Source organism: Dyella psychrodurans (assembly GCF_003363265.1).
Taxonomy (GTDB): Bacteria; Pseudomonadota; Gammaproteobacteria; order Xanthomonadales; family Rhodanobacteraceae; genus Dyella_B; species Dyella_B psychrodurans.
Map to the genome: position 1 here is coordinate 598878 of NZ_QRBF01000002.1, position 21000 is coordinate 619877.

18 protein-coding genes are annotated in these 21000 nt (G+C 61.8%); 6 read left to right on the forward strand and 12 right to left on the reverse strand.

Annotated elements, in window-relative coordinates; genetic code table 11:
- Positions 1–102 precede the first annotated feature (102 nt).
- From DWU99_RS08950 to DWU99_RS08970, 5 genes are all read left to right on the forward strand, one after another.
- A complete protein-coding gene (locus tag DWU99_RS08950; RefSeq protein ID WP_115477652.1) occupies positions 103–351 on the forward strand; it encodes a FeoA family protein in 249 nt (82 codons plus the stop codon).
- Positions 348–2189: a ferrous iron transporter B gene (gene feoB / locus DWU99_RS08955; RefSeq protein ID WP_115477653.1), complete on the forward strand. Its 1842-nt coding sequence runs from the start codon at positions 348–350 to the stop codon at positions 2187–2189. The genes DWU99_RS08950 and feoB overlap by 4 nt, the downstream gene beginning before the upstream one ends.
- On the forward strand, positions 2186–2488 hold the full coding sequence (locus DWU99_RS08960) for a DUF6587 family protein (protein ID WP_115477654.1): 303 nt from the start codon (positions 2186–2188) through the stop codon (positions 2486–2488). Before feoB ends, DWU99_RS08960 begins: the two co-directional genes overlap by 4 nt.
- Positions 2489–2823: 335 nt before the next feature.
- Positions 2824–4026 (forward strand): SIS domain-containing protein, encoded by a 1203-nt coding sequence (locus DWU99_RS08965; protein WP_115477655.1) that lies wholly within the window; start codon positions 2824–2826, stop codon positions 4024–4026.
- A 302-nt stretch (positions 4027–4328) separates the two neighbouring features.
- Entirely contained in the window at positions 4329–7376 is a 3048-nt protein-coding gene (locus DWU99_RS08970; protein WP_115477737.1) for a TonB-dependent receptor, read from the forward strand.
- 113 nt (positions 7377–7489) lie between these two features.
- Here the strand turns inward: DWU99_RS08970 and DWU99_RS08975 are convergent, their stop codons facing one another.
- The 3 genes from DWU99_RS08975 to DWU99_RS08985 form a co-directional block, all read right to left on the reverse strand.
- Positions 7490–9097 carry a carboxyl transferase domain-containing protein gene (locus DWU99_RS08975; protein WP_115477656.1) on the reverse strand — a complete coding sequence of 536 codons (1608 nt, stop codon included), beginning with the start codon at positions 9095–9097 and terminating at the stop codon, positions 7490–7492.
- 137 nt (positions 9098–9234) lie between these two features.
- The gene (locus tag DWU99_RS08980) at positions 9235–9573 is read right to left on the reverse strand and encodes a hypothetical protein (RefSeq protein ID WP_115477657.1); all 339 of its coding nucleotides are present in this window, start codon (positions 9571–9573) and stop codon (positions 9235–9237) included.
- A gap of 151 nt (positions 9574–9724) precedes the next feature.
- The gene (locus DWU99_RS08985) at positions 9725–10909 is read right to left on the reverse strand and encodes a thiolase family protein (RefSeq protein ID WP_115477658.1); all 1185 of its coding nucleotides are present in this window, start codon (positions 10907–10909) and stop codon (positions 9725–9727) included.
- Positions 10910–11140: 231 nt separating this feature from the next.
- Here DWU99_RS08985 and DWU99_RS08990 point away from each other — a divergent pair, with 231 nt between their 5' ends.
- Positions 11141–14017, forward strand: a complete 2877-nt coding sequence (locus tag DWU99_RS08990; protein WP_115477659.1) for an autotransporter serine protease — start codon at positions 11141–11143, stop codon at positions 14015–14017.
- 71 nt (positions 14018–14088) lie between these two features.
- On the opposite strand, the gene DWU99_RS08995 is transcribed toward DWU99_RS08990, so the two are convergent.
- The 9 genes from DWU99_RS08995 to DWU99_RS21195 form a co-directional block, all read right to left on the reverse strand.
- On the reverse strand, positions 14089–15246 hold the full coding sequence (locus DWU99_RS08995) for an isovaleryl-CoA dehydrogenase (RefSeq protein ID WP_115477660.1): 1158 nt from the start codon (positions 15244–15246) through the stop codon (positions 14089–14091).
- A gap of 129 nt (positions 15247–15375) precedes the next feature.
- A complete protein-coding gene (locus DWU99_RS09000; RefSeq protein ID WP_115477661.1) occupies positions 15376–15813 on the reverse strand; it encodes an excinuclease in 438 nt (145 codons plus the stop codon).
- Between the two features lie 55 nt (positions 15814–15868).
- The gene (fabG, locus tag DWU99_RS09005) at positions 15869–16597 is read right to left on the reverse strand and encodes a 3-oxoacyl-ACP reductase FabG (RefSeq protein ID WP_115477662.1); all 729 of its coding nucleotides are present in this window, start codon (positions 16595–16597) and stop codon (positions 15869–15871) included.
- The gene (locus DWU99_RS09010) at positions 16590–17057 is read right to left on the reverse strand and encodes a hotdog family protein (RefSeq protein WP_115477663.1); all 468 of its coding nucleotides are present in this window, start codon (positions 17055–17057) and stop codon (positions 16590–16592) included. The genes fabG and DWU99_RS09010 overlap by 8 nt, the downstream gene beginning before the upstream one ends.
- Positions 17054–18244 carry a beta-ketoacyl-[acyl-carrier-protein] synthase family protein gene (locus DWU99_RS09015; RefSeq protein ID WP_115477664.1) on the reverse strand — a complete coding sequence of 397 codons (1191 nt, stop codon included), beginning with the start codon at positions 18242–18244 and terminating at the stop codon, positions 17054–17056. The genes DWU99_RS09010 and DWU99_RS09015 overlap by 4 nt, the downstream gene beginning before the upstream one ends.
- Positions 18241–18960: a class I SAM-dependent methyltransferase gene (locus DWU99_RS09020; RefSeq protein WP_115477665.1), complete on the reverse strand. Its 720-nt coding sequence runs from the start codon at positions 18958–18960 to the stop codon at positions 18241–18243. Before DWU99_RS09020 ends, DWU99_RS09015 begins: the two co-directional genes overlap by 4 nt.
- Complete coding sequence (locus DWU99_RS09025) at positions 18957–19415, reverse strand: acyl-CoA thioesterase (protein ID WP_115477666.1); 459 nt, start codon at positions 19413–19415, stop codon at positions 18957–18959. Before DWU99_RS09025 ends, DWU99_RS09020 begins: the two co-directional genes overlap by 4 nt.
- Entirely contained in the window at positions 19405–20376 is a 972-nt protein-coding gene (locus DWU99_RS09030; RefSeq protein WP_115477738.1) for a lysophospholipid acyltransferase family protein, read from the reverse strand. The genes DWU99_RS09025 and DWU99_RS09030 overlap by 11 nt, the downstream gene beginning before the upstream one ends.
- Positions 20373–20999 (reverse strand): ApeI family dehydratase, encoded by a 627-nt coding sequence (locus tag DWU99_RS21195; protein ID WP_115477667.1) that lies wholly within the window; start codon positions 20997–20999, stop codon positions 20373–20375. Before DWU99_RS21195 ends, DWU99_RS09030 begins: the two co-directional genes overlap by 4 nt.
- Between the last annotated feature and the right edge of the window lies 1 nt (position 21000).

Genomic DNA, 21000 nt, shown 5'->3' on the forward strand with positions numbered 1-21000 from the left:
GGGGGCATCTTAACCACAGGTTGTTAAGAATGACCGTTCCACTGCACTTAATGCGAAAAGTGGTTACAATGCGAACCATTCTTATTTAGAAAGCTGCCAACCGTGCGCCTGTCCGACCTGCCGAAAGGTGCTTCTGCTGTGGTTGAACGAGTTGAAGATGCCCATCCCGACGACCCTATTGCGCAGCGTCTGCGCGATCTGGGTTTCGTCGAAGGCGAGCGGGTGCGGCTGGTGGCGCGCGGACCGATCGGAGCGGATCCCTTGTTGATCCAGATCGGCTCGACGCGTTTCGCGCTTCGGCGCGCGGAAGCGGCGCGGGTCAGTGTGCGGGCGCAGGAGGAGGTTGCATGAGCGCCAATACGCTGCGCATTGCCCTGGTCGGCAATCCCAACTGCGGAAAGACCGCGTTGTTCAACCAGCTCACCGGCGGCCGCCAAAAGGTGGCCAATTACGCAGGTGTGACGGTGGAGCGCAAGGAAGGGCGCTTTACCGCGCCTTCCGGTCGCGTGTTGCAGATACTGGATCTGCCCGGCACGTACAGCTTCGATGCCGCCAGTCCTGACGAACAGATCACCCGCGATGTGCTGGAAGGCAATTACCCTGGCGAGGCGGCGCCGGATCTTATCGTCTGCGTGGCCGACGCCACCAACCTGCGGCTGCATCTGCGTTTCGTGCTCGAAGTGAAGCGACTCGGCCGTCCGGTAGTCATGGCGTTGAACATGATGGACACCGCGCGTCGTCGCGGCATCCAGATCGATGTTCCCGAATTGCAGCGCCGTCTCGGCTTGCCGGTGGTCGAAACCATTGCGGTGAAGCGCGGTGGTGCGCGTGCGCTGATCGAACGCGTGGATGGCGAAGTGCCGGAAGCCGCGCCCGCGCAAGCCGACGATGCCGCCAGCCGCGCGGGTCTGCATGCGCAGGTGCGCGAATTGCTCGATGCGACCGTTCACATGCCGCGCGCCACGGACGTGCTGGACGATGCGCTCGACCGCTGGGCGCTGCATCCGGTGTTCGGCCTGATGATTCTCGCCGTGGTGATGTTCCTGGTGTTCCAGGCGGTGTATTCCTTCGGCAAGCCGATGAGCGATCTGATCGGCGACGGCTTCGACTGGCTGGGTGCGCATCTCGCCGTCTGGTTGCCGGAAGGTCCGCTGCGCGGATTGCTGAAGGACGGTATCTGCACGGGTCTCGGCACGGTGCTTGGCTTCCTGCCGGAAATCCTCGTGCTGTTCTTCTTCATCCTCACGCTGGAGGAGTCCGGCTATCTGCCGCGCGCGGCGTTCCTGCTGGATCGCTTGATGCTGTCGGTGGGACTGACAGGACGCTCCTTCATTCCGCTGCTGTCGAGTTTTGCCTGCGCCATTCCCGGCATCATGGGTACGCGCAGCATCCAGGACCCGCGCGATCGTCTCGCTACCATTCTGGTGGCGCCGCTCATGACGTGCTCGGCGCGATTGCCGGTCTATGCGCTGCTGATCGGCGCGTTCATTCCGATGCACCGCGTGTTCGGCATTTTCAACCTGCAAGGCCTGGTGTTGTTTGCGCTGTACGTCGCGGGCATCTGCGGCGCCATGCTGGTGGGTTGGGTGATCAAGCACATACGTCGCGACCGCAGCGAACATGCCTTGCTGATGGAGCTGCCGTCGTACCGCATGCCGCAGCCGCGCGACGTGGCGATTGGCTTGTATGAGCGCGGCGCGATCTTTCTCAAGCGTTTGACCGGCGTGATTCTCGCGCTGACGGTACTGATGTGGTTCATTTCCACCTTCCCGTCGCCGCCGGCAGGCGCAGCCGGTCCGGCGATCAACTACAGCATTGCCGGCTATCTCGGCCGCGGGTTGCAGTATGTCTTTGCGCCACTGGGTTTCAATTGGCAGATCAGCCTGTCGTTGATTCCCGCCTTTGCGGCGCGCGAAACCGCCGTCGCCGCGTTGGCGACCGTGTACGCGGTGGGCGGCGATGCGCAGACCGCCGGACTGGCGCACGCGCTGACCGCGAATTTCTCGCTGGCGTCCGCGCTGTCGCTGCTGGTGTGGTTTGCGTTTGCGCCGCAGTGCATGTCCACGCTGGCCGTGATTCGCCGCGAAACCAATTCGTGGCGCAATGTGGCCATCTCTTTCAGCTACATGTTTGTGGTCGCTTATGCGGCGTCGCTGATCACTTATCAGGTGACGAGGCTGTTCCTGTGAGTACGAACCTGCTTGTGCAGTATGTGGTGATCGGTCTGGTGGTGTTCGCCAGTGCGCTGGTTGCGTTCCGCAAGCTCGCGCCGCAGCTGACCAATCGATGGCTGGCCGCGGCGTCGATTCATTTCAGCCAGCCAGGACATGCGGCATGGCTGCGCGGCGTCGGGCGTCGCCTGCAACCCAAACAGGCCACCGGCAACTGCAGCGACGGCTGCAGCACGTGTGGTGCCTGCGGTCCCAAGCCGCCCGCCGCGGCCCATTCCGATGTGCGGCCTCTGGAATTTCGTCCGCGCTCCAAGTAAGTCCCCGGCAGGGCTGCGCCCTGTTGCCTGACCGGCCCTAGGTCCACCTCCAATCCCTTCTCCCCGTAGGTCGTGCCCCCGAGCAGTCGGGATCGCCGCGACTTGCGGATCCTTGCGTTTACGCCGCCTGGGCTTTCTGCCAAGACCCATTCCATGCCTCCGCGTGGCGGATCACTGCGCCTGAAGAGCCGGCCCTGACGAGGCTGAGGGCTGCCGGCTGTCATTTTCCTATTACGAAAGGATATGACAGGACTTGCAAGTTGTGTTTGGTTTCGAATACCGTGCGTTTGTCGTTTCGCAATATTTCGATTTGCGTCAAATTTTATCGGAAGCTTATGCCAGCCAAGCTCGTCCGGGTCACCCCGACCATCGAATCGTTGAGCTCAGCGTCGCCTGCCGAGCAGGTTCGCCTGGGCTACGCCGACACGTTGCGGGAAATCCTGCAGCAGCCGGCGAGCTGGCGCGATACGGCGGCAAGGCTCGTCGGGGCTGAGGTCAGCGGACAGTTGCGCAGCCTGGTGGCGCGGCAGCCCGGGCATATCGTGCTGACCGGCTCGGGCAGTTCCGTGTACGTCGGCGAGTGCCTCGCGCCTGCGCTGCAGGCGGGCCTTGGCGTGCCGAGTCAGGCCATTCCGGCGGGCACCTTGCTCACCCACCCGCGCGGCACGTTGCCGCGCGGATCGGGTTTGCTGGTGTCCATCGCACGTTCCGGCGACAGCCCGGAAAGCGCCAGCGTGGTGGACCAGGTTCTGCAGGCGGAGCCGTACTACCGGCATCTGGTCATCACCTGCAATCCGCAGGGGCGGCTCGCCACTGGCTACCGCAACGAACCGCGCGTGAGCGTGCTGCAACTGGACGAGCGCACCAATGACCGCAGTCTGGTCATGACCAGCAGCTTCACCAATCTGCTGCTGGCGGGCACCGGCCTGCTGCATGCGACGACGGACGACACCTCCACCGGATTGGCGGATCTGGCCGCGGACATCGCAACACAGATGTTCGAGCGTTATGGCGACGCCCTGCTCGAAGCGGGAAGCACCGATGTCGATGCCGTGATGTATCTGGGCAGCGGCGCATCGTTCGGCGCGGCACGCGAGTCGGCGCTGAAGATGCTGGAAATGTCCGGCGGTGCCGTCACCGCCATGTGCGAAACCTATCTCGGATTGCGCCACGGCCCGATGTCCTGGTTGAAGCGCCCGTCGCCGGTCGTGGCCTTCCTTTCCTGCGAACCGCACATACGCGCTTACGAAACGGATCTGTTGCGCGAGCTGGCGCAAAAACAGCTCGGCGGCATGCGCATCGTGGTGGGCGAACGCATACCGGCGGATCTGATCGGCACCAACGATCTGGCCATCGATCTTCCCGGTCTGTCGGGGCTGGACGAAGCGCAGCAAGCGATGTTGCAAGTGACAGTGGGGCAGTTGCTGGCGTTGGCGCGCTGTCTCGCGCTCGGCCAGCTGCCCGATGCGCCCGCGCAGGGCGTGTTGACGCGCGTGGTGGAGACCTTCGCGATCCATGGCGGAGTGCGACACGCATGACGACGCGATGCGCGGCGATGGCAACGATGTACGCATGGCGGTGCGTTCGACGCATCGCCACAGGAATACCCACGGCCTAGCTTCCGACGCAATCCATGCATGCAGAACGATGCGTGGAGACAACGATTGGACAGGTGGCAGGAAGTGGCAGGGGAGCGGCGAGGGATTCGCGTGAAAGACGCTCGTGACGTTGGCGACAACGTCGCGGAAGTGTTCTGCATGCCACGGAGCGGGAGAACGGCAAGGCACTTTTTGCAGGGTGGTTGAAAGTCTTCATTCGAAATCGGGAGGGTATGGCCTACATGAAAAGAACATATTCGTTGAAACAGAAATGCCTGGGAGTCGCGATCGGTTCCTTGTTGATGTCGGCGGGCGTGCATGGCCAGTCGACGACCAGCAACATCTATGGCCAGGTGCCTCCTGAGAAGGGGGCGAGCGTTGTCATTCGCAGTGATACGGGGCTGAGGCGCGAGATTCAGGTCGACGGCAACGGTCGTTACAACGCCGCGCAATTGCCAGTCGGAAACTACACCGTCACGCTGATGAACAACGGCACTGCCGTGCAGACGCATGAGCATGTCGTGTTGAACGTGGGCGTTGGCGTGAACGTGTCGTTTACCGAGCAACCGGTAAAGGCTAAGGAATTGTCAGGCGTGTCGGTATCCGCCAACACCACGCCGCCGATCGATGTCAGTTCGGTGGACTCGCGCACGGTGATTACAGCGCAGCAGTTGGCCGCACTCCCGCTGGGACGGTCGGCCGAGGCGGCCGCGTTGCTTGCCCCGGGTGCCGTACTCGATGGCGGCGGCTTTTCAAGTACAACCGGTGCAGCGTTGCCCAGCTTCGGCGGCTCGTCGGTCGAAACGAACGCGTATTACATCAATGGATTCAACACGACCGATCCGTGGCTTGGACAAGGCGGCATCACGCTGCCCTACGGTTCGATTTCGCAGGAAGAAGTCTACACAGGTGGCTATAGCGCCCAGTACGGCCGTTCCGATGGCGGTGTGCTCAACCTGATCGGCAAGAGCGGAACCAACGAATGGCACTTTGGCGGGCAATTGGAGTACACACCGTCCGGACTCGTTGGTACGCAGGCCAATACTTACTACGCGAACGGTTTGCCTCCTTCGCCGGTGGCAGGAAACCTGTTCGATCCCAACAGCAAGAACAGCCAGTGGACTTCTGTCTACGACGCTTATGTTGGCGGCCCGATCATCAAGGACAAGCTGTTCTTCTTCCTTTCCGCTGAAATGAGCAATGTGGGTGGTCATGCGGTCGGTCCGGTGGCCTCCAGCGAAGGCAGTCCGATCAACGCAGGCGGTATCGCGTCAGCACCGGGTACTGCCGAGAATTACAAGCAGCACCTGCCGAAGTGGTATGCCAAGGTCAATTGGAACATCACGGACAAGAACCTGCTCGAATTGACGGCCGCCTCCAGCAAGCAAGAGACGTCCGGCACGGTCTACGACTACGATTACAAAAACCTGCAGGAAACCACGTTGGCGGGATATGCCAACAACACCAAGAGCGGCGGCAATTTCTGGTCGGCCAAGTTCACCAGCTACGTCACTGACGACCTGACCTTCACGGCCTTGTACGGCCAGATGAAGACTTTCAATTACAGCACCCCGGTCGGCTACAACCCCGACGAGACATACATTTCGGGTGCCACTTTCCAAAATCCCGCGCTCAATAACGGGGTGCCGAACAACGGCAGTCAGATCGTCAGCTCGATAACCAACCCGTACTACACCACCAGCAACCTGCGGCTCAGCCTGAGTTATGTGCTCGGCGACCACACGATTACGGCCGGTATCGATAACTTGCGAACCCGTGCCCTGGATCAGCTGACGGAAGTTTCCGGTCCCGGTTATTACTGGAACTACGGCGATACGCCAAATCCAACGCAGGCGCTGGTGCCGGCCTTGGGCGTGGGGCCGATTGCCAACTATCCGAATGGGGCGTCGGGTTACTACGTAAGCCAGAACATCTCCACCCAAGGCGGCAATCTGACCGCGGTGCAGCATGCCGAGTACATCGAAGACCAGTGGCAGGTCACTGATCGCTGGCTGTTGTCGTTGGGCTTGCGGGACGATGGTTTCACCAACTACAACGCATCGAGCCAGCCATACATGCGGCAGACCAAGCCGCAGTGGTCGCCGCGCGTAGGCTTCAGTTGGGACGTCAATGGCGATGGCAGCTTCAAGGTGTACGGCAATGCCGGTCGCTATTATCTCGGCGGATTGCTGGTCACCGGCCTGGAGGCCAATCCGGTACTGATAACGCAGCAGTACTACACCTACAGTGGCATTGCTGCGAATGGCACACCGACGGGGCTGACTCAGGTATCCGCCCCTGTGTCAGCGAACAACTTCTATGGTCAGACGCCTTCGCCGAATACGGTCACGGCGCAAAACCTGAAGTCCGAGGATCAGGACGAATTCATCCTGGGCTTTACCAAGACGCTTGGCTCATCCTGGATCTATGGTGCCAAAGCCATGCAGCGCAGCCTGCGGCATGATGTCGAGCAATACTGCGACAATCAGGTCATTATCAACAAAGCGGCCTCGATGGGCATTGACGACGTCAGCAATGCCACCTGCTACTACTTCAATCCGGGCCAGGCCAATACCTTTGCCGTGCAGGATCCCAGCGGCGCCTACCACAACGTGACGCTGACCAATTCAGAGTTGGGTCTGCCAGGCTTGTCGCTCAAGTACTACAGTCTCGAAACATTCCTGGAACATCCGTTCGACGGGCACTGGTACGGCAAGATCGACTACTTGTTCTCGCGCAGCTATGGCAATACCGAGAGCTTGGGCGAAACAGACATCCAGGCGCTTGCAGCCAACTTGGACACGTACTGGAATTTCCCGCAACTGATGGAATATGCCCGCGGTCCGCTTGGCCAGGATCACACTCACCAGATCAAGGCCTACGGCTACTATCAGCTGACGCCCGAGTGGCAGGTTTCGGCAAACCTCACGCTGGTCTCGGGTGGTCCCAAGAACTGTCTGGGTCTGTACGGCCCGAACCAGACGGATCCAGACGGCTACGGCTCGCTCTACAACTGGTGTAATGGCCAGCCGGCACCGCCGGGTGCAGCGGGCCGTCTGCCGTGGATGAAGCAGGTCGACATCGGCATCCGCTATCGCCCGGCGTTCGCAGAGCACAAACTGGGCTTCAGCCTGGACGTGGTCAATCTCTTCAACGGACAGACGCCGCTCAACGAATATTCGGAATACAACACCGGTACCGTTCCGGCTGCGCCGAATCCGCTGTATGCAACGCCGATGTTGCTTCAGCAGCCGCGCTATGTTCGTTTCGGCATGACGTACGACTACTGATTCGTCGTTGCTTCATGTGGCTAAAAACAAGGCGCATGGGTGTTGCACCCATGCGCCTTGTTCATATCCAACGAAGGCTTATTGTTCAAACCATCGCTCGCGCGTCCGACGCATTACATGCGGAATACGCCGTAGCGTTGCGGTTCGATCGGCGCATTAAGCGACGCGGAAATGGCCAGGCCAAGCACGCGTCGTGTATCGGCCGGATCGATGATGCCGTCGTCCCACAAGCGCGCACTTGCGTAGTAGGGATGGCCTTGCCGTTCGTACTGTTCGCGAATGGGCGCCTTGAATGCTTCTTCTTCGTCAGCAGCCCAGCTTTTGCCGGAGGCTTCGATGCCGTCGCGTTTCACGGTGGCCAACACGCTGGCCGCTTGTTCGCCACCCATCACGCTGATGCGCGCGTTAGGCCACATCCACAGGAAGCGTGCGCCGTAGGCGCGGCCACACATGGCGTAGTTGCCGGCACCGAAACTGCCGCCGATGACGACGGTGAATTTCGGTACATGCGAACACGCTACCGCGGTGACCATCTTGGCGCCGTCTTTGGCGATGCCCGCGTTCTCGTACTTCTTGCCGACCATGAAGCCGGTGATGTTTTGCAAGAACACCAGCGGCACGTTGCGCTGGTTGCACAGCTCGATGAAGTGCGCGCCCTTGAGCGCGGATTCGGAGAACAAGATGCCGTTGTTGGCAATGATGCCCACCGGATAACCGTGGATGTGCGCGAAGCCGCAGACCAGCGTCTTGCCGTAGCGCGCCTTGAATTCGTGGAGCTCGGAGTCGTCGACGATGCGCGCGATCACTTCGCGGATGTCGAACGGCCGGCGCGTATCCTGCGGAATCACGCCATACAGTTCTTCCGCGGCATAACGCGGTTCGACGGAGGCGCGCAGCGCCAGCGGCATGTCTTTCTTGCGATTGAGGCTTGCCACGATATCGCGCGCAATCGACAGCGCGTGCGCGTCGTTTTCGGCGAAGTGATCGGCCACGCCGGAGATGGACGTGTGCACATCCGCACCGCCCAGCGCTTCGGCATCCACCACTTCGCCCGTGGCGGCTTTCACCAGCGGCGGACCGCCGAGGAAGATCGTGCCCTGTTCGCGCACGATGATGGTCTCATCGCTCATCGCCGGTACGTAGGCGCCGCCGGCCGTGCACGAACCCATCACCACGGCGATCTGCGGAATCCCTAAGCCCGACATGCGCGCCTGGTTGTAGAAAATGCGTCCGAAATGTTCCTTGTCCGGAAAAACCTCGTCCTGCATCGGCAGGAACGCGCCGCCGGAGTCGACGAGGTAGATGCATGGCAGGCGATTTTCCAGAGCGACTTCCTGCGCACGCAGATGCTTCTTGACCGTCATCGGGAAATACGTGCCGCCCTTGACGGTCGCATCGTTGGCAACCACCACCACTTCCTGGCCGCACACGCGACCAATGCCGGCGATGATGCCCGCGGCCGGCGCGGCATCGTCGTACATGCCATACGCGGCGAGCGGCGAAAGCTCGAGGAAGGGCGAGCCCGGATCGAGCAGGGCTCGGATGCGCTCGCGCGGCAGCAATTTGCCGCGTGAGGTGTGTTTTTCGCGCGCCTTGGCGCCACCGCCTTCGGCGCTGCGCGTCATCTCTCGATGCAGATCGTCGACAAGGGAACGCAGCTGGGTGCTGCTGGCCTGGAATTCCGGGGACCGGGGATCGATCTGCGAGGTGAGGATGCTCATGGCTTCGTACGGCGACCGTCTGGCAAACCGTGGATGATAACGGTGTACGCGGATCATCGCTAAAAACGGGCTTTCGACAGGCATAAAAAAACCGGCCGCACAAGGCGGCCGGTTTCATGGAAGCCTGTAGCGAAGGATTAGTTACCCTTCTTGGCGTCCTTGGCAGCGTCGCTGGCGGCGGCCTTCATCGCATTTGCAGCAGCGGGAGCGGTCGAAGCCGGAGCGGCGGCCGGAGCAGCAGCGGTCGAAGCCGGAGCAGCAGCCGGAGCGGCAGCGGTCGAAGCCGGAGCGGCAGCCGGGGTTGCAGCGGTGGAAGCAGCAGCGGCCTTCTGAGCCTGGTCAGCAGCCTGCGAAGCTGCCTGCTGGGCCTGGTCAGCCGACTTCTGCGCGTCCTGCGCGGAATCCTGCGCGCCGTTGCTGCAAGCCGCCAGCAGCGCGACGAGCGCAGAGGCGAGAAGGGTACGCGTGAACTTCATGATGGATCTCCTTAGCCGTGGAATGCCAATTGGCGGATTATTAATAGCGCTTTCGTGTTAACAACGCTACATGTTTCAACGAACAACTTCATGCCGCATTAAAGCGCCGGCCAGGGTCGGATAACCCTGGCCGGTTGCTACCGGTAAAGCCTTAGTCCAGACGTTCTACTGCAATCGCCGTGGCTTCGCCGCCACCGATGCACAAGGATGCCACACCGCGACGCAGGCCGCGGGTTTTCAATGCGTTGAGAAGCGTAACGACCAGACGCGCACCGCTGGCGCCGATCGGATGGCCAAGCGCGCAGGCACCGCCGTTGACGTTGAGCTTGTCATGCGCAATGCCCAGCTCGCGCATGGGCGCCATGGCGACCACGGCAAAGGCTTCGTTGACTTCGAACAGGTCGACATCGGCGACCTTCCAGCCAGCCTTTTCAAGCACTTTGCTGATGGCCGACACCGGCGCGGTCGTAAACCATTCCGGCTCTTGCGAGTGCGTGGCATGGGCGACGATGCGGCCCAGCGGTTTTACCCCACGGGCCTTTGCGTCGTCCGCCGACAGCAGCACGACCGCGGCGGCACCGTCGGAAATGCTCGACGAGCTGGCAGCGGTAATCGTGCCGTTTTCCTTGCGGAACGCGGGCTTGAGCGACGGAACCTTGCCGATGTCGGAGCGGCCCGGCTGCTCGTCGGTATCGACTTGCACGTCGCCCTTGCGGCCGGACACCGTGACCGGAACGATCTCGTCCTTGAACGCGCCCGACGTCTGGGCTGCCAGGGAACGCTTGACCGATTCGATGGCGAAAGCGTCCTGTTCTTCGCGGCTGAAGTGGTACTTGTCGGCGCACAGCTCGCCGAACACGCCCATCGCCTTGCCGTCGTAGGGGTTGGTCAGGCCGTCCCATGCCATGTGGTCGACCAGCTGGCCGTCGCCATAACGAATGCCCGTGCGCGCGTTGACCATGTGCGGCGCATTGGTCATCGATTCCATGCCGCCGGCAACGACCACGGCCGCCGAGCCGGCCTTGATCAAATCATGACCAAACATGATGGCCTTCATGCCCGAGCCGCACACCTTGTTGATCGTGGTGCAGCCGGTCGCCGGGGGGAGTCCGGCATGCAGGGCGGCCTGGCGCGCGGGGGCCTGGCCAAGGTTGGCGGGCAGCACGCAGCCCATGATCACCTCGTTGACATCGCCGGCTGCCACGCCCGCTTGTTCAAGTGCCGCGCGAATGGCGGTGGCGCCGAGCTTGGGGGAGGGCACGCCGGTGAACTGGCCGAGGAAAGAGCCGATGGCAGTGCGCTTGGCACCTGCGATGACAACGCTAACGTCCGACATAAGGGTCTCCGAAGGAGCTTTGAGGCGCTTGGCGCCAGGGGAAATAACTTGCGAATTATCGCAGGCCTCGATGCAAAGCAGCAAACGTAAAATTTTGTGAGAAATCACCGCACTCCAGCGCACTCCGGTTGTGACAAACTGGGCCGGAAGGGCACCGTCGAATGCCGCCATACGCCTGGTTTCATTCGGCGAGTGCCGGGGACAAACATAGCGGGCTGGGGTGAGCTTCTTATGTCAGCGGGAATGCAGGCGTGGCGACGCCGAGATATCGCCTTACTCATCGGGTTGGCTTTAGGGCTGAGTGCATGCGGTGGCGGAGGGGGCAACAGCAACGTCAAGTCGGGCTCGCCTTCATCAACGCCGACACCATCGCCGTCGCCGTCGTCCAGCGCGCCGGTTCCGACGCCGCCCATCAATGCGCAGTTGGCGTTGACCAATACGTACGCTGCGCATAATCAGGGTTACACCGGTGCGGGCGTCACGATCGGCGTGGTCGACAGCGGCATCATGCCGAATAACCCTGCCGTCGCCGGGCGTGTGTTGCAGGAATTCATCGACGTCGATCCGTCGACCAACAACACCAGCATTCCCGATGTCGTCGGGCACGGCACATGGGTGTCCGAGATCGCCGCGGGTACGTCCTTCTCGCAGTTTGCCGGTGGCATCGCGCCGGGTGCCAACTTGGTATCCGCCCGCATCATCGCCGACAACGCGCCGGACGATAACGGTTCGAGCCCTCCGACGCCGGTAACCGGTTCCGATGCCGTGCCGCTGGGGCAGGTCAATCAGCAATTGATCAGCGCCGGCGTGAGGGTCATGAACAATTCGTGGGGCGGTATCTCGTGGAGTTCCACCGATACCGCAACGACGGCGGCGTTCGATCAGGCTTATGCGCCTTTCGTCGAAACCAACGGCGGGATGGTGGTCTTTGCGGCGGGCAACGATTCGGCCGCCAATCCAAGCACCATTGCTTCGCTGCCCACGGTTGCAAGCGATGCGAACTTGCAGAAAGGCTGGCTGGTTGCCGTGGCATTGAACAGCAACAATCCCACGCAGCTCGACAGTTATTCGAACAAGTGCGGCATCGCGATGAATTACTGCCTTGCGGCACCGGGCGACGTCATCGTGCTGGACAAGGACACACTCGCGAGCACCACCAATCCCACGTACTACATCGTGGAAGGCACGTCGTTCGCAGCGCCGCAGGTATCGGGCGCCGCGGCGCTGGTCTGGCAGGCGTATCCCTATTTCTCCAATTACCTGGTGCAGCAGACCTTGCTGGGTACGGCGACGCCGCTGGGCGGGTCGCAACCCAATCCGACGTTTGGTTACGGGGTGCTCAATGTCGGCGCTGCCGTGAATGGTCCCGAGCAGTTCAACTGGGGCAATGTCGAGGTGGGTTTCAGCGGCTCGTCGAGTTGGAACAATACGATTTCCGGTGCGGGCGGCCTGATTCTGGATGGCCCGGGCACGCTCACCTTGAGTCAACCATCCAGCTATACCGGTGGTACCGCGGTCAATGGCGGTACCTTGAATGCGGTATCGCTTAACTCGAGCGCCAACATTGCTTCCGGTGCAACGTTGGCGATCACCGGAAGTTCCACGGGATCTTCGAAGCCCTTGATCAACGGCTCGGTGACAAATAATCAGGGTGCTTTGGTGGTTGGCAGTACCAACCTCACCATGACAGGCCAATACTCACAATCGGGCGGCAGGCTGGCAGTGCCCTTGGGTTCCGCTTTGGCGGTCACAGGCGCAGCCACGCTGTCCAACAGCGCCGGGCTGTATGTGTACGGTGCCGACAGCGGCTACCAGACCAACTCGCACACCGAAGTGCTCACCGCGACTGGCGGACTGACGGGAACGTTCTCGAGCCTCACTTCGCCGTCGAGCGTGGTATTGCAGGCATCGCTCGGTTACGGCGCGAACGACGCCTATCTCAACGTCGTCTCTGTCAATCTCACGCAGATCCAGGGCTTATCTTACTCGGCCGCCACCTATGCCGCCGCCGCGCGCGTGCAAAGCGCTTTCAACACCATCAACAGCACGATGCAAAGCGGTGCTACGGCGCAGGCGCTGCCCAGCAGCTTTGTCAGCGGCGCGGGAAGCATTCAGCAGACGCCGAATGTCGCCGCCATGCAGCAGTCGTTGAACAGTCTTTCCGGCCAGATGTATGCGGCCAGCGCCGCGATGACGTTCGAAGCGATCGATGCCGATACGCAGGCGCTCTCCGATCGTTTTGATGCCTTGCTCGATCATCCGCAGCTGATGGCTTCCGGCAAGTTCCAAAGCTGGACCCAGAATCTCGGATACCAGGGAAGCTTTTCGCGCAGCGGTTACGACAGCCTCGGCTTCCAGCTCAACGGCAGCATGATCGGCGGCGATCGCAGCCTTGGTAACGGCGGCATCGTCGGTTACGCGATCAGCCAGAGTCGTGGATTGGGCAATCTCGCGCAGACGGCGGACCAGGGCTTCAGTCGTGCACTGGAAGGCATGGTCTACGGCGGTGTCGTGCAGGGTAACTGGTATGCGATGGGCCGCTTCGGTGTGGGCAGCGATTGGCAGGACACCCGTCGCGAATTGATACTCGGTAGCCAGACCGCGGGCGTTTCGAGTTTCAGCAACGGCAGTTACGACGTGGTGTACGGCGAAAGCGGTTTTCGCTTCAACGTAGGCAACTGGAAGCTCACGCCGTATAGCAGCCTTGAATATGCCTCCATCGAACGCAACGGCTTCAATGAGCTGGGCGGTGATGGATTTGGCCTGATGTCCGGCACGCAATCCATTCAACGCTGGCAGGCCGGTCTGGGTGTGCGCGGTTCGCGCGAGTGGCTCATGGCGAACGGCGGCAAGTTGAGCTTGCAGGCCAGGCTGCTTTGGCAGGACGCGCTCGCCATGCACGGTGTGGTGCCCAATGCCAGCTTCACGGCCTTGCAGCAATTTACACCCGTCGACGGTATCGGCTTGTCGCGCTACGGCAGCGTCGCCGGTCTTTCGCTGAATTGGGAATTCTCGAAGCGTTCCAACCTGTCCTTCGGGCTCAACGAATACGATGCGCAGCGCGAACACGCGACGATGGGGACGTTCGATTACAGCCTGCGTTTCTAATCTTGTTGCGTCGCCAAAAGAAAAGGCCCGCGATTGGCGGGCCTTTTTTCGTCAACGCACGAAGCTTCGCGTCAATACTTGCCGTGGAACAGCTCGCGACCGATCAGCATGCGGCGAATTTCGTTAGTGCCGGCGCCAATCTCGTAAAGCTTGGCATCGCGCAACAGGCGTCCTGCCGGGAATTCGTTGATGTAGCCGTTGCCGCCCAGCGTCTGGATCGCCTCCAGCGCCACCTTCACGGCGTTCTCCGACGCGTTGAGCAGGCATGCGGCCGGATCGATGCGCGACTTCACGCCGGCGTCGAACCCGCGCGCGACCATGTACGCAAAGCCGCGCGAACCTTGCAGCGCGGTATACATGTCCGCGATCTTCGCCTGCATCACGCCGAACGTGCCGATGGGCGCATTGAACTGCTTGCGTTCGCGCACATAGGGCAGGGCGAGATCCAGCGCCGCCTGCATCAGGCCGATCGGGCCGCCGGAAAGCACCAGGCGTTCCGTGTCCAGGCCGCTCATCAGCACGCGCACGCCTTCGTTCACTTCGCCGACGATGTTCTCGGCAGGAATTTCGCAATTGTCGAACACCAGTTCGCAGGTGTTGGAGCCGCGCATGCCGAGCTTGTCGAGTTTCTGCGCGGTGCTGAAACCCTTCATGCCTTTTTCGACGATGAAGGCGGTCATGCAGCGGCTGCCCGCCACGCGCGGTGCGGTGCGCATGTAGACCAGCAGCACATCGGCGTCGGGGCCGTTGGTGATCCACATCTTCGAACCGTTGGCGACCCACACGTCGCCGTGTTGCTCGGCCTTGCACTGCATCGAACCGACCACGTCCGAACCCGCGCCCGGTTCGCTCATCGCCAAGGCACCGACGTATTCGCCGGAGCACAACTTGGGAATGTACTTGCGACGTTGCGCTTCGTTGCCGTTATGGAAAATGTTCTGCACGCAAAGGTTGGAGTGTGCGCCGTAGGAAAGGCCTACCGAACCCGACGCGCGCGAGATTTCCTCCATCGCCACCATGTGCGCGAGAAAACCCATGCCGGTGCCGCCGTACTCCTCGGGAATGGTCATGCCGAGCAGTCCCAGGTCGCCCATCTTGCGCCACAGATCGTGCGGAAACTGGTTCTCGCGATCGATGTGATCGGCGCGTGGCGCGATCTCCTTTTCCGCGAAGGCGTGCACGCTTTCGCGCAGCAGGTCGATCTCTTCACCGAGGGGGAACGGGCGCATTGCAAACTCCGGGGATGAGGAATGACAGCCGGTAGATTGTAGCGCAGACGCCGATTCGCCCCCTGACGCAGCGCATCAGGGGGCGTATTCGCTGGCGATTCAGCTTTGCGCCGATACCTGGCGCCCGGGTTACTGCACTTTGGCTAGCTTGGCCTTCAAAACCACGCCGGACATCAGGAAGCCGACGTGGCATTCGTAGTTCTGGGGGTCGCTATATTCGTTGCCGAAGTTGCTCACGATATCGACCACCGCATTCGCCCCGGCTTTCTTGGCCTCGTCCTGCAGACTGATCAACACCGACTGCAGCGCCCAGTCGCAGGTTTTCTGATCGGCTTTCCAGAAAGCGTTGGTCCGGCGCGTGATCTCGATATCGTCGTTGACGATGGTGACTTGTCCGTTCGGTTGATTGCCGGCGAGATAGAACTTGACGGTGCCATCCAGCTTGCCGCTTTGCGTGGCGGCTGTTACGCCGTTGGCAAAGGGATAATGCACGATCTTGTCCGCGGCCAGCACAAGGCCGGGAACCGCGAACAGGAATGCAGAGAGAGCCAGGGTCTTCGCTTTCATGCAGATCGGTCTCCTCGGTGAGCGTGGACGGACAACTGACTTGCGTGTGTCGCGCTCAGCACAGGCCGCCATTCACGGCCAAAACCTGGCGCGTAATGTAGGCGGCTTCCGGGCTGAGCAAAAACTGCACGGCAGCCGCAACATCGTCGGCGGTGCCGACGCGTTGCATGGGTATCGCCTTGATGATTTCCTCCAGCGGCACGTCTTCGCTGGTCATGTCGGTATCGATCAAACCGGGCGCGACACAATTGACGGTGATCTTGCGCTTGGCCAGTTCGACGGCAAGAGCCTTCGCCGCGCCGATCACGCCGGCCTTGGACGCGCTGTAGTTCACCTGGCCGCGATTGCCGATCAGGCCCGATACCGACGTGATACAGACAATGCGTCCCGCACTGCGGCGGCGGATCATCGGCATGATCAAGGGATGCAGCACGTTGTAGAAACCGTCGAGATTGGTGCGCAGTACCTGATCCCAATCCTCGTCGGTGAGCGCAGGAAAGGCGCCATCGCGTGTAAGGCCGGCGTTGCAAACGACACCGTAATAAGCGCCATGCGCGGCCACATCCGCTTCCAGCGCGGCGAGGCAGGCGGCGCGATCGGAAATATCGAATTGCAGAATGCGCGCCGCACGCCCGAGTGCTTGAATCGAGGCACGTACTTGTTCGGCTTCGTCGCGCCGGCTGCGGCAATGCAGGACGAGGTCGTAGCCCGCGTGTGCCAGACGCAAGGCGATGGCGCGGCCGATGCCGCGGCTGGAACCGGTCACCAGGATCGTTTCAGACATGCTTCGGCTCTCCGGCAAGCTGTTCGAAAAAAGCATCCGCATCACGCGGCCGATAGACGGTCAGGCGTGCTTCGGCATGAATATCGGGGGCATCGATGCGGCAAGTAAACACACCCATGCCGTGTTCGTCATGAAACGTACGAACCGCCTCCACGCGCAGGCGGCAGCCTGAAGGAAACGCGTCGACGTTGCAGGCGTAGTGTCGTGTGCCGAGCAGAAAACCCAGTTGCACCGGTTGCTGATCGGCGCGTGCACGGCAGCCCGCCCACGCGGCGATGCTCTGGGCCATCAGTTCCACGCCAACCCATGCCGGCATGCTGCCGTCGGCATCGACGAACAAGGCACCTGGCTGCACCGTTCGCGTGCAGACGATGCGTTCGGCTTCCACCTCCTCGATGCCGTCGAGCAGAACCATCTCGCCGGCATGCGGCACCACCTCGGCGATGGGCCACGGTTTCATGCAGGATCTCCAAGGATCAGGCTGCTGTTGTTGCCGCCGAAGGCAAACGAGTTGCTCATCAGGCAACGTCTGCCGCCGGCCGGGAGATGACCGCCGATCTGCACGAAGGCGAGCGAGGGCAGTGCGGTATCGGCCTCGCCATCCCATACATGCGGAGGAAGCCGGCGCTCGGCGCGGTCGTCGACAAGGCTCAACCAGCAGAAGGCTGCTTCCAACGCGCCGGCCGCCGCAAGCGTGTGGCCCGTCAGCGATTTGGTGGAAGAGCAGGGCACATCGGTGTCGAATATCGACGTGACGGCCAGGCTTTCCATGCTGTCGTTGTGTTCGGTCGCCGTGCCGTGCAGGTTGATGTAGTCGATCTGCGAGGCATCGAGGCCGGCGTTGCGCAGCGCATCCTGCATGGCTTTTTGTGCGCCGGTTCCTTGCGGATCGGGCGAGGACATGTGGTACGCATCGGAACTCGCGCCGCCACCCAATAACTGCACCGGCCCTGCGTCGCGTGTCATCAAAAACAGCGCGGCCGCTTCGCCGATATTGATGCCGCGGCGATGCCTGGAAAACGGATCGCAAGGCTGCATGTCGACCGCTTCGAGCGCGTAGAAGCCGTTGATGGCCAGACGGCACAGCGTGTCCACGCCGCCGCACAGCACGGCGTCGCAGAGGCCAAGCTTCAGCAGGCGTTGTGCGCTGAGCAACGCACGCGCGCCCGAGGTGCATGCGGTGGAAATGCTGTAGCACGGGCCGCCCAGCGCCAGCCACTCGGCGAGAAACGCGGCGGGTGCGCCCAATTCCTGGTGCGAATAACGATAGTCCGCAGGCCAGGCGCCATCGCGACGATAAGTGCCGATGCCTGTGGTCGCTTCTTCGATGCCCGTGGTGCTGGTGCCAAGCACGGCGCCTATGCGTGCATGGCCGAAACGTTCGATCGCGGCGCGAATGTCCGATTCGATTTCCTGCGCGGCGGCAAGCAGCAATCGATTGTTGCGGTTGTCGCGCGAACCGGCCAGCGTCGCGGGAATGGGCGGCAACGCGACGTCCACACCACCCAATGGCGGCGCATGACGAGGTATCCAGCCTTGCTGCGCGCGAATACCGTCGCGGTTGCCGGCGAACAACGCTTCCGCCACGGCGGCCTTGCCCGCGCCAAGGCTGCACACCACGCCCAGGGAGTTCAAATAGGCGTTCATGCGATCCGCGGCTTGCGCACGGCGGCGTTTACCAGCGTTTCATCGCGCTGTCCGGGCGGTGGCGGCGCACGCAAGCCCCAGCGTTCCATCAGGCCGAAGTCTTTCGAGCGGCTCCACCACAAATAAGGGAAGGAGACATTTTTCGCGTCGAATACGAAGCCCTGCTTGCGCAGCATCTGGAGGTATTCCTCCGCGCTTTTCTGCACTTCCATCGGATGCCGGAAGAACCAGCGGATTACCCACGTGTCGATATACGCCTTGGTGGACTCGGCAAACAACAGCAGGCCTCCCGGTTTCAGCACACGCCAGAACTCCGTCAGTGCGCGCTCCTGTTCCACCAGATGATGAAAGGTCTGGTGGCAGAACACGATGTCGAGGCTGGCATCGGGCAAGGGAATGTTTGCGCAGTCGGCGGTCAACAACTCCACCGGCATGCCTTCGCGATCGGCCTCCGCCTCGGAGAGGGTAACGCTATGCGGATCGGCATCCAGCCCCAGCAGACGCGTCGGCTGGAACGCATCGCGCAGCAGCCGGAACGACTTGCCTTGCCCGCAACCTACATCGAGCAGGCTGCCCCCTTGCGGCAGCGGTTCGCCGATCAGCCGCTTGAGGTCGTTGATCGCCACGCGCAACACATGGTGCTGCCAGGTGTGGGTGGCCAGGAAGCGGAAACCGATACGGGTTTCTTCGACGTAAGTGGGGCTGGCGTAGGTCATGGCGCGGCGGAAGAAGAGTGGGGTGGAACATCGCGGAGTCTGCGTTCGACCGCATCGGTGAACACGTCGGGAGATACCAGCTGCATGTCACCGTTGGCGAGTTTCACAGCCACCTGCACCGTGCTGGCGCGGGTGATGCGCTGGCCGGATTCGGCGTCCTGGATCAAGTAGTGGATAAGCAACCGGTTCTGCCATTCGATCAGATCCGCACGCACCGTCAGGCGTTGACCGAAACGCGCGGCCTGCACATAGCGCAGCTGCAAATCGATGACCGGCCATGCATAGCCGGAGGCTTTCATCTGCGTGTAGTTATGGCCGATATCGTCGAGCAAGGCGCAGCGCGCCACTTCCAGATACTTCACGTAGTGACCGTGCCATACGACGTCCATCGAGTCGACATCGAAAAACGGTACGACGATATCCACGGTCGTATGAAGAACGCCGCTAGTTCGCATCGCGGACCTCCTCCAATGGGGCGGGTTGCCAGTAAGCGTAGAAATTGAACCACTGCTGCGGTGCGATCAGGCACTGCCGTGCGAGATGATCGGCATAGCGTTGCACCCAGGCATGGATCGTGGCATCGCGCTGGCCTCGTTCCCAGTGTGCCGCGTCGAGAAAGTGATCGAGATAAATGCGATAGCGGCCTTCCACCTTCAGGCAGCACAACAGGTTCACCGGGCAGCGCAACAGACCTGCCAGCAGCCACGGGCCTTGCGGGAACGCGGCGGGGTGACCGAGAAAATCCACGGTGACGCGCCGGCCATCGTGCAGCGGCACGCGATCGCCGGCGATCGCCAGCCACTCGCCGCGTTCAAGGCGTTGCGACAAATCCATCATCATCGCCGTATCCAGCTCGCTGACCTGGATCAAGCGCATGCTGCGGTCGCCCGCTTCGCCCAGCAGACGGTTGAACTGCGCTACATGGCGATTGTGTACCAGCACATTGAGCGGCACTTGTTCGCCCAGTTCCGCCATTGCGCGACAGACATCCGGGTTGCCCAGGTGCGTGACGACCAGAATTTCACCGCGTCCGCCCTGTTGGCTGCGCAGCAGACGCGGGCGCACGCCCGAAGGATCGATCAACTGCACCTGTTCGAAGCGCAACCGGCCGCGCCACACATCCAGACGATCCAGCAGATTGTCGGCAAACGCGATGAATTGGCCAAAGACCCTGCCAAGCGTCGGCCGCAATGCATCGCGGCCGCTCCAATCGGCCAGATACGTCTGGTATTGCCGGATATTGCGCCGCGCGCTGCGCGCCGACACAAAGAAATACAGCACGATCAGGTAGAGCACCGGCGCCAGCAGCCGGCGTCCGAAGATGCGCACGCAGAAGGCGGTAAGCCGCATCAGGAAAAGACTGCCGCGCTCCTTGTGCGTGGACCAGTGGCGTTCATGCATCACGTGCTCGTTCATGGCGCGGCGCTCCATGCCAACCGACCTGAGGAATATGCCTTCTCACCGTAGCGATAGGCGAAATGCAATGTGTGACGTGCCGGATCGTGGTGGAGGTTCAGATCCACCCGGTCGCCGGGACGCAATAATTGCTGGAACTTCAGCGCTTCCATGACATCGCATCGAAGCGGTGTACCGAGGCGCGTGGAAGCGAGCGATAACGCCCATGCCACCTGTACGGCACCGGGCAACACCGGGGCTTGCGGGAAATGGCCGGGGAAATAAACCAGATCGAGCGGGATGCGAAGCGACAGCGTCCACTCGCCGTCGTGTTCGTGCTCTTCATCCGGCAACACATCGCGCGGAAGCGGCGCCTGCAGCAACGCATCGATCTGCTGTGCCGAGGTCAGGATGGGCATCGTATCGAACAGGCGATAGATCAACCTCGCATCTGCGTAACCTGATGTGTCGACATGCTCCTGCAAGGCATCGACAACACGCTGCCGGCCTTGACGGCAAAGCGCGTCGATCCCTTCGGGCGTGAACGCAAGCAACGCGCCCGGCGTACCGGTGGCATACCCGCACTGTGCATCGTCCACCCACGGATGGTTGCGAAGCCAGGTAGCGATGTGCGCCAGGTCCATG

Bases quoted from the DNA above. Each gene is read 5' to 3' on its own strand.
- feoB (WP_115477653.1), top strand. From the start codon at position 348: ATGAGCGCCAATACGCTGCGCATTGCCCTGGTCGGCAATCCCAACTGC.
- DWU99_RS08965 (WP_115477655.1), top strand. From the start codon at position 2,824: ATGCCAGCCAAGCTCGTCCGGGTCACCCCGACCATCGAATCGTTGAGC.
- DWU99_RS08970 (WP_115477737.1), top strand. From the start codon at position 4,329: ATGAAAAGAACATATTCGTTGAAACAGAAATGCCTGGGAGTCGCGATC.
- DWU99_RS08975 (WP_115477656.1), bottom strand. From the start codon at position 9,097: ATGAGCATCCTCACCTCGCAGATCGATCCCCGGTCCCCGGAATTCCAG.
- DWU99_RS08980 (WP_115477657.1), bottom strand. From the start codon at position 9,573: ATGAAGTTCACGCGTACCCTTCTCGCCTCTGCGCTCGTCGCGCTGCTG.
- DWU99_RS08985 (WP_115477658.1), bottom strand. From the start codon at position 10,909: ATGTCGGACGTTAGCGTTGTCATCGCAGGTGCCAAGCGCACTGCCATC.
- DWU99_RS08990 (WP_115477659.1), top strand. From the start codon at position 11,141: ATGTCAGCGGGAATGCAGGCGTGGCGACGCCGAGATATCGCCTTACTC.
- DWU99_RS08995 (WP_115477660.1), bottom strand. From the start codon at position 15,246: ATGCGCCCGTTCCCCCTCGGTGAAGAGATCGACCTGCTGCGCGAAAGC.
- DWU99_RS09000 (WP_115477661.1), bottom strand. From the start codon at position 15,813: ATGAAAGCGAAGACCCTGGCTCTCTCTGCATTCCTGTTCGCGGTTCCC.
- fabG (WP_115477662.1), bottom strand. From the start codon at position 16,597: ATGTCTGAAACGATCCTGGTGACCGGTTCCAGCCGCGGCATCGGCCGC.
- DWU99_RS09010 (WP_115477663.1), bottom strand. From the start codon at position 17,057: ATGAAACCGTGGCCCATCGCCGAGGTGGTGCCGCATGCCGGCGAGATG.
- DWU99_RS09015 (WP_115477664.1), bottom strand. From the start codon at position 18,244: ATGAACGCCTATTTGAACTCCCTGGGCGTGGTGTGCAGCCTTGGCGCG.
- DWU99_RS09020 (WP_115477665.1), bottom strand. From the start codon at position 18,960: ATGACCTACGCCAGCCCCACTTACGTCGAAGAAACCCGTATCGGTTTC.
- DWU99_RS09025 (WP_115477666.1), bottom strand. From the start codon at position 19,415: ATGCGAACTAGCGGCGTTCTTCATACGACCGTGGATATCGTCGTACCG.
- DWU99_RS09030 (WP_115477738.1), bottom strand. From the start codon at position 20,376: ATGAACGAGCACGTGATGCATGAACGCCACTGGTCCACGCACAAGGAG.
- DWU99_RS21195 (WP_115477667.1), bottom strand. From the start codon at position 20,999: ATGGACCTGGCGCACATCGCTACCTGGCTTCGCAACCATCCGTGGGTG.